Genomic DNA, 269 nt, shown 5'->3' with positions numbered 1-269 from the left:
ATCGGCAACTGACCGCTATCTTCGCCAGCAATGACCTGCCGGCGCTGGGCGCGATGAATGCCATTGCCGATCTGGGCCTGAGCGTGCCGCGCGATATCTCGGTGATCGGCGCACACTCGGCAATTGGCTTGCTTGCGGGAGGTGTTTCTGGAGCACTGGGGGCCGGGGCAAGTTCTGCCTTGATGCCGGATATTGCTGAACAGATTAAGAAGTTGGGACTTCCTGCGGAAGTGGAAAGTGCAGTGTCACTCGCTGCAGCGGCGGGGGTC

1 protein-coding gene is annotated in these 269 nt (G+C 60.6%); it reads left to right on the top strand.

What is annotated here, in order from left to right:
- The coding region (locus I5W_RS33825; RefSeq protein WP_044531796.1) for a substrate-binding domain-containing protein at positions 1 to 269 on the top strand (269 nt) is incomplete at both ends.

This window comes from Herbaspirillum sp. B65, from assembly GCF_000333555.1.
Taxonomy (GTDB): Bacteria; Pseudomonadota; Gammaproteobacteria; order Burkholderiales; family Burkholderiaceae_D; genus Herbaspirillum; species Herbaspirillum rubrisubalbicans.
Note: the sequence above shows the minus strand (reverse complement) of the source record. Positions and strands in the feature narration are given on the sequence as shown.